4 protein-coding genes are annotated in these 2,809 nt (G+C 35.7%); all 4 read right to left on the bottom strand.

Going from position 1 to position 2,809, the window contains the following annotated elements; genetic code table 11:
• Window positions 1-433: hypothetical protein (locus AVL50_RS27405; protein ID WP_157491608.1), on the bottom strand; the 433-nt coding region annotated here is incomplete at its 3' end.
• A 59-nt stretch (window positions 434-492) separates the two neighbouring features.
• Window positions 493-1,899: a hypothetical protein gene (locus AVL50_RS27400; protein WP_062620418.1), complete on the bottom strand. Its 1,407-nt coding sequence runs from the start codon at window positions 1,897-1,899 to the stop codon at window positions 493-495.
• Window positions 1,900-2,026: 127 nt separating this feature from the next.
• Complete coding sequence (locus AVL50_RS27395) at window positions 2,027-2,296, bottom strand: hypothetical protein (protein ID WP_062620417.1); 270 nt, start codon at window positions 2,294-2,296, stop codon at window positions 2,027-2,029.
• Window positions 2,259-2,809 (bottom strand): polysaccharide pyruvyl transferase family protein (locus AVL50_RS33430; RefSeq protein WP_216639093.1); only part of this gene is annotated, 551 nt, incomplete at its 5' end. The genes AVL50_RS27395 and AVL50_RS33430, both read right to left, overlap by 38 nt.

The raw sequence follows: 2,809 nt of genomic DNA, 5'->3' as shown, positions 1-2,809 counted from the left end.
TGGTCAGATCATCCACTTCCTTTTTATAATCATCCCTCTGACGAGTGATAGTGATCAACTCATTGTCAAGCTTCATGTTCACACTCTGAAGATGCCTTACCATTAGATCTTGCATCTCTGCCGGAGGTGTCAGGTTTCCAAAACCAACAGATGCCTGGGGAGAATGATTTTCAGACGACTTGGTAAATCTATACTCAGGCTTCCTTCTTGGTGACTTCCCTTGCATTTTGATAGGAACAATAGAAATCTCATTATCATCCTCTAACAAATGCTTTGAATCTTCAATCTGATTATATACATCATCAAATGAAGTCACTTCATGGTTTTCGATAAGGACAACCGCCTCATCCTCTTTTTTTCCTTTTTCTTTTAAGAGTATATCAAACTTATCAAAGTTTGCTACCAATGCTCTAGCAATAGTTGTTGAATCCATTATTGTGTGTTAGGTGTTTGTCACCCCACCGCTTTATCAAATTAAAGCGGTGGGATTGTTTAGAATAATCTTTTAAAAAACCTTTTTACTCTATTGTGAGGAAGGTTTCTTCTGAAGCGTTTAAAATGGCTGAAAACACCTCTGCTTCTACCTATCCTTCTTCTACTCTTGTAAGGCTTTAGTCCGTATTTTCTACGAATTTTAGAACTCGTCAGAAAAATTCGTCGGGCAAAAGGGCTCTTAATTCTTTTCAATTTATCGTAGTATTTCTTCCTTAAAGCTCGCTTTCTTGAACTTGAAGATCTTCGCCTAGAAGTTCTTCTTCTACGGTTGAAAACACCTCTTCTGCTTCTAATTCTTCTTTTACTTCTGCTGTACCTCGCACGTTTACGGTAACGCTTTGCAATTTTCCTCATGCGGTTGGCTCTTGAACGGTGTTTTGAATACCCTCTCTTGAATTTCACAGATGCCTTTCTATACCTTGATGCCAAAGCTCTATACTTCTTTGCAAGTGCTTTGTTTTTACGGTTGACTCTAGCTAGTCTTGCATATCGTTTCGCATACGCTCTCGCTCCTTTGTACCTCTTGTATAAACGACCATATTTACGTCTTGCTCCTTTATAAGAACGTTTTGCACCTCCGTACTTACGTTTGTAGCTATACGCAAACTTTCTGTACTTTGAAGTATTTTTGTAACGCTTACGCATAGTAGCGTTTCTACGTTTTTCCTTTTTCAAAGCACCATAGACACGTACATACTTCTTCTTGTAAACCTTGGCAGTCTTTAAGTATTTCTTTGCCTGTCTTGCAATTCTTTTCTTGTCCTTTCCTGAATTGGACAATGAAGATTTATACTTATAAGCCAGCTTTTTTGCCTTATTGTACTTTGAACGAATAGCCTTCAACTCATTATAAGCCCTATTGTACTTATTCTTGTAGGCGTTTGCTGTTCTGGAACTACTCATCTTAGAAAGCTTATGATGCTTTTTGATGAGTGATGTATATTTCGACTTCCATGCTGACAGTGCTTTCTGATAACCCTTTGAGTACGACTTTCTCTCATTGAGTTGCTTTGTCAGTTGTGCAAATTTCCTTTTATAATAGGACAGTTGATTTTGCAAAGACTTATTGGCTATACCTTTACGTTTAGCATAAGCGACTGTCTTATCGTGCTTCTGTTTAATATTTTGAAGCTCTTTTTGCTGCTTATAATCAACAATCTTGTTTTTGTTTTGCTCATTCATAAGCTTATGAAGTTCTGCTTTCACTTTCTCAAGTTCTTGAACATTCTTCGCTTTTTCCTGTGCAATTTTCTGCTGTTTTGCTGTTGCGGCAGCATTATCTTTCTCAATTGAAAGTGCCGCTTTATTTTTCTGCTCCCCCATTTTTACTGTAGGGATCATTGTTAGTTTTGGAGTTTTCCTTTTCGCTCCAAATACCTCAGCCAGGCTATCTAATATCGCCATTACTGGATTACTTTATTGTGAATAAATTACTTCATACACTCTAAATCTTTTATTCATAAAGCAATTTTAATCAGACGAATAGTACTAGAAAAGTGATACTTTTCCATTTTAATATTTTTGATCTACTTCAATGTTTTTGTTCTTTTTGTGAAGTCGATTCCATAGATTTCTCTTCATTAACGGGTTTAGAATTATCCTTAATAAATAACTCTTTATATTCTTTAATCACTTTAAAAAATAACCACACTAACCCAAAAAGAACATAAAGATCATGAGCTGTAATATTTCCATCACGAAATTCACCTAAAAAACTAATGTGGGTAGTGGCTGTTGCAGCCACTGATACATAACCAATTATATCAGCAAACAGTTGAGCTATAGCTTTTTTTATATCCATTTTCTATTTTAATTTTTGGGTTGTTTGATAAACTAAATTCATACACTGCTTTATTTTTATAATAACTACCTTCATAAAAAGTAACTTCTTTGTCTAATAAAGATGCTGCAATGGCAACATGAAGCCGGTTTGTATGTACTTCCTGGTACTCGTTGATGTAATTGAAAAAAGAATCAACCACACTTTTACAGTTTGCACTTCTCCACCAGTCCGAATTGTTCAATGTTACGGATATATCATTGCATGGCTTTCTGCCAATTCCTTCTACACCTTCCCGGAACACCTTTAATACCTTTTTTGAATTGGCTTTAGTAAAAGCATTATGTTCATATCGTAAGGCCATATCCTCACTCATAAACACATTGATCTTATGATTTATTTTTTTCAGATAGTCATAAGAGATCCTTTCCCTGCAATAAATTGTCAAATTAGGTCCAGCTGACCTTAAAAAATCTTCATGCCCTTCAACTGTGCATGGAAGAAGAATGATCTGATTACAGTGAATGATTCCCT

The organism is Flammeovirga sp. SJP92, assembly GCF_001583495.1.
Lineage (GTDB): Bacteria > Bacteroidota > Bacteroidia > Cytophagales > Flammeovirgaceae > Flammeovirga.
Note: the sequence above shows the minus strand (reverse complement) of the source record. Positions and strands in the feature narration are given on the sequence as shown.

Bases quoted from the DNA above. Each gene is read 5' to 3' on its own strand.
- AVL50_RS27400 (WP_062620418.1), bottom strand. From the start codon at position 1,899: ATGGCGATATTAGATAGCCTGGCTGAGGTATTTGGAGCGAAAAGGAAA.
- AVL50_RS27395 (WP_062620417.1), bottom strand. From the start codon at position 2,296: ATGGATATAAAAAAAGCTATAGCTCAACTGTTTGCTGATATAATTGGT.